We start from the raw sequence: 5172 nt of genomic DNA on the forward strand, positions 1-5172 counted from the left end.
TTTTGGACGCCGATTACCCCACAAAGTGGGTCAATTTTGCATGCCGATATACAGACTAAAACAGAATTTGACGCCAGACGGCTAAATTCCTCATTTTCACCTATATGCAAAAAGCTTAACGGGAAAACGATTAAGGCAAGTCCATCTTACAGCTTATCATTATCTGCTCATTGAGGCGTTCCGAAGCAGATTCTGAACCATCATCATCAACAAACAGGCGGTGCCACATTTCAAGTGCAAGTAAGGACCAGATGGTTCGGTTGTGATCGACTTTACCGCTAAGATGCTCATCGACGATTTGGGTGATTTCATTTGGATTGAAGTAGCCTCTTGAAAAAGCTTGATCGCTTAATAGATTATCTCTGATAAATTCATTTAGAGGACCAATGAACCATGGAGAGAGGGGAACAGTAAAGCCAACTTTTCGCCGGTAAATACATTCCATAGGGATATATTTCTCAGCGAGATTCTTGAGGATACGTTTTGTTTTAGTGCCTTTTACTTTATAGGAAGGTGGCAAACCTGCAGCCCATTCGACTAGTGTATGGTCGAGATAGGGTACTCTCGCTTCTACACTGCTGCCCATGCTCATGCGATCCCCTTTAATTAATAGATCATCAACCAACCATGTGTGTAAATCAGCGTATAACATACGATCAAGTGAATTATTGCTGTCGCAGCGCATTATCTCTTCGCCCATTCGTTTAGGTGCATTGCCATTCACCAATTCATTCTTGAACTCTGACCGCAACAGTCTGGATAATCCTTTAGTATCAAATGCTGAAAACCATGAGACGAAGCGCTCTTCTTGAGAAGACTCAGAAAGTGTCTCAAGAGCAACACGAAGTCGTCTGCCAGAGAAGGGAAGAACAGCGGCGCTTGATCTTAGCAACTTTTGGCGTATCCCTGAAGGTATCCAATCAAGATAGCGAGAGAATTGATCGAAAGCACACTTGGGGTAACCGGCAAAGAGTTCGTCTCCTCCCTCCCCTGTAAGCATAACAGTTACTCCCTCACGTTTTGCATACTTACAGATAAGATAGGTTGGAATAGCAGACGATTCAGCTATTGGTTCATCGTAAATCCAGCAAATCCTGGCGAATTCTCTGAGGAAATCATTAAAACCAACCACTTGCTCGAAGTGCTGGGTATTATACAATTGTGCAACTTGACGAGCATAAATAAGTTCGCTATATTCAGGTCTATCAAAGCCAATGGAAAATGTGCGTACCTTTTCTTTATTTCCCGATTCCTGTCTCAAACGTTCCATATAAGCAACAATCAAACTGCTATCAACACCGCCGGAAAGTTGCGCTCCCAGAGGAACATCCGACATTAGATGGTCTTTCACAATATTTGAAAGACGGTGGTCCAACTCATTGGTAGCCTCTTCGTAACTCGGCATTGGCTGATGGCGCTGAAAGCTAACATCCCAATAGCGGTTAGGCTGAATATTTTTGCTTTTATCGAGTTGGAGCTCAATGTAATGACCTCCTGGGAGCTTTGAAACATTTTTAAATAATGTAAGAGGGGATGGGACATATCTGAAAGCAAGAAACTGAGCTAATGCATCTCGGTCGACATTACGTTTCGAAAGTCCGGGATAGCATAGCATGGCTTTTATTTCACTAGCAAATATGAATACATTCCCATCGCTCCACCAATAGAGAGGCTTAATTCCAACCCGATCTCTGGCTACAAACATGCTCTGTCGCTTAGAGTCATAAATTGCAAAGGCGAACATACCCTGCAACTTTTTAACAAGTTCCATACCGCCCCATTCCTCATAACCATGCACGAGGACTTCAGTATCACATCTCGATTGGAATTTATGACCAGCACGTTCAAGCTCACGGTGAAGTTTCATGTGGTTATATATTTCGCCGTTGAAACATGCCCAAACATCCCCTGTTTCATTAGGCATCGGTTGAATACCACCTGATATGTCGATAATTGAGAGGCGAGTGTGTCCAAACCAGCAGGATTCATCTGACGAGTGCCAGCTTCCCTGGCTATCTGGTCCACGATGGTGAATGGTCTGTAGCATCTTATCTGTAACGTCAGGAGTGAGTTTCCAAGAAGCATTTGAGTTTATTTTAAATACGCCGATAATTCCACACACTCATGTTCACCATTTTCCTATTCAGATGACTTTATCAACTCACCAATCCAATTATCATAGTCATCATTAGACTATATTATTCCATGAAAAATCGCACAATGAATATAGGCTTGATCGATCTACACTCTATGCCAATATGTATGAAACAGATTCTCATCTATAATTGTTGGTAGAGGATGGCATTAACGGATTCCTTGTAGAACCGGGAGATGTAAAGACGCTTGCAGAACGCATCATGTTTCTCGTAGCGCATCCTGATAGACGATTCGCTATGGGAGAGGAAAATCGAAAACGTATTGAAGATTTTCATCCTCATCGCGTAGCAACAAAGGTCGGCAACGCTATTGAAGAAACGATTATACTTGGCAGCAACACAAAATAATCTGTCTTCCTTGTTTGCCAAGAGCTTCTAAGACTTCAAAGGCTGATTGTTTGCGCTGAGAGTCGAAGTTGACGAAGGGATCGTCCAACAAAAGTGGTAGAAGCCGATTTCCCGATATAGCGTCGTTTAATGCCAACCTCGCAGCTAAATAAGCTTGGTCAATTGTGCCTGTGCTTAATTCAGTTCTTTTTGTGTCAGCTTCAACCGGTTGGTGTCCTTCTACTTCAATGCTAAGCTTCAAGTTCTCATCAACGGTGGCAACACAGTGATGACCGAGAGTGAAGGCAGCTAAATAGTGCTCGAGTGAGGGTCGAATCTGTTCATGTAAGTCATATAGGACTTTAACCTCTGCGGCATTCAATCCCTCAATCGCCAATTCAAACACTTTTGCGCGTCGTATTAAACGGTTTAAGCGTTCTTGAGTCATAATTACTTGTTGTTCAAGGTCTTCTACATCGGAAAGGGTATAGGTTTCACTTTCAAGAATTCCTTCCAAACGTGCGATCTCAAGTGTTTTGCGCTCAATCACTTCGCGTAACCGACTAACCTCAGATTCCAAAGTGATAATCTCTTCAGGGGTAAGTTTTGAGGCCGCTATCATCTGAGGAGTGTTTAAATCGGCTTCCGCATCAATTCGTTTTCGTTGCCAATCCCGCTGTTGTTGGATTAAAACTTCTTCTGTTAACCGACCCAGCGCTCCTATTCTTTCAGCTCTTAATTCATCGCGTTTCGAGACCAACTTAGTGTAATTCTCAACCTCAAAACGCAAGTCATCGAGGTTTTGACAGCCAATGCGAGAAAGAAGTCCCGCGACTTGTTTGTCGAGCATTTCAGCTTCATGAAGGAGCGTTCTAGTCTCATCGTAAGAAAGCGCAGCCTCATCATCTTTTCTTCGAGAAAGATAAGCGATAACGCCTATGGCAATCCCGGCAAATAAAGCCAGACCACCGATTAAAAGTTCCTTCATTAACATTCCAAGACCCAAGACTAAACAAAGGATTGATAAAGCCCACAGCCAATATTTTGGATTAACTGGAGTTGTAGACTTCGTTGATTGGCATTGTTCGGCAAGCTTGCGCTTTTCGTTAGCAGTGACTTGTTGTGTTTGAAGCTGGATTAGTTCGTTTTGGGTTACGTGGGCATATGCGCTCTTACTTTCAAGTTGCTGCTCGATTTCGAGGATTGACTTATTAAGACGTTCAATTCTCTCTCGGCGATCGATTAGGAGTGTCTCTTCTTTTTGTGCTTGCTCTTGTTGAGATAGCAATTTGCGTACTATGGCAACATTTTCATAGAGCTTGGCTTTTGTCGGTTCATTCGCCTTTGCTTGAGCTAGTTCATCTTTCGCTTTAGATAAAGACTGAAGCTGATCTGTTGCTGCTTTAGTCGCTAATCTAGCTTCAGTTAACTTAGTTTCTAGGGAAATAACTGAGTTGCGAGATTGTTGGATTCGTCCAGGATTATTTGTTAATCGACCTGAAGTTTCTGAATCTCCGGCACTAAGTTCACTGATTCGTCGTTCGAGTAATCTTTTAACTTCTGCGAGTGTTACATCGGGCGCTCCTTGAGTAGCTACCTCACGAAGGGCTTCACTAATTTGGGAGGCATGTTGAGATAAACTGGGCAAGTCTTTTTGAGCAAAGCAAGCGGTCGCCATAAAGACACTCTCGCAGATACCTAATTTATCTTTCATCGTATCGAGTGCGCGGCGGTCTTTTAAGACGGTCCCATCAGGGTAGGTGAGTAGGGAAGTCTTAGCTTCGAAGTCTTTCTCTAACTTAAATAGACCTGCAGTTTCCTCCCATTCAATCGCAAGGACGAATTGGTTTTGAGCAGACCAGTTGCATCTATCTTTTAGTGTTTGCTTGTTGCTCGAAGGATCGGCGTAGAAAACATCGCAGATGGCGCGTATTAAGGTGGATTTGCCCCACTCATTCTCACGGGTTATAATATTTAAACCTTCTGTGAACTTCCACTCGCATTGGCCGGCAAAACAGCCATAATCTCGGGTGGTTAATGAAGTGAGGCGCATTAGATTCGGCCTCCTTGGAGTAAGTGAAGCCCGAGTTGGAGCGCTTCCTGCCGAATATCTGGTTCTTCTTCACGTTCTTCAATCCAACGCTTAAATGTGCCCGCCAGAAGACCTTCTGCACTGGCATCCCCATATGAAAGTGCTTTACTCTCAATTTGAAGCGATAAATAACGGCCGGCAAGTTCGCTTTCAATATCGTCAATAGAAAGCGAGTCCTTTCCATTCCATTTGCCTTCCAACACAATTCGCGCCACTACTTCATCGGAAGCAAATGAACCTATCTTGCCTATAAGCGCTTCGATAGTTTCAAAAGTATCTAATTCGATGTGTTCATCTGATAGTCGTCGGCATTTGCCGGTTGTCAAAGGGCTAACCTGAGCGGATCCCTTATCGAGTTCAACAATAAGAACGCTTCCAGGAAGAGCTTGGTTCGGCATTACCATCTCAGGGGAACCTGAGTAATAAATGTTGTCGCTCTGTTTCGATAAGGAGTGCCAATCTCCGAGAGCGATATAGTCCATGCCTGAGCGGTTTAAATCGTTCAACGCCAAGGTGTCAACAGTTGGGGGGACCAGTCCGCCCGCGATGCTTCCATGAAGAAGCGCAATTTCAAATGGCCTTCCTGTTCGCTGCAAG

Annotated in this window: 3 protein-coding genes; all 3 read right to left on the reverse strand. The window is 43.7% G+C overall.

Features of this window, described 5'->3' with window-relative positions:
* Positions 1–130: 130 nt before the first annotated feature.
* Entirely contained in the window at positions 131–2122 is a 1992-nt protein-coding gene (gene asnB, locus WCO51_09400) for an asparagine synthase (glutamine-hydrolyzing) (protein MEI6513473.1), read from the reverse strand.
* 356 nt (positions 2123–2478) lie between these two features.
* A complete protein-coding gene (locus WCO51_09405) occupies positions 2479–4536 on the reverse strand; it encodes an AAA family ATPase (GenBank protein ID MEI6513474.1) in 2058 nt (685 codons plus the stop codon).
* On the reverse strand, positions 4536–5172 hold a 637-nt coding region (locus WCO51_09410; protein ID MEI6513475.1), incomplete at its 5' end, for a hypothetical protein. The genes WCO51_09405 and WCO51_09410, both read right to left, overlap by 1 nt.

The organism is bacterium, assembly GCA_037131655.1.
In the GTDB taxonomy this organism is placed as follows: Bacteria; Armatimonadota; Fimbriimonadia; order Fimbriimonadales; family JBAXQP01; genus JBAXQP01.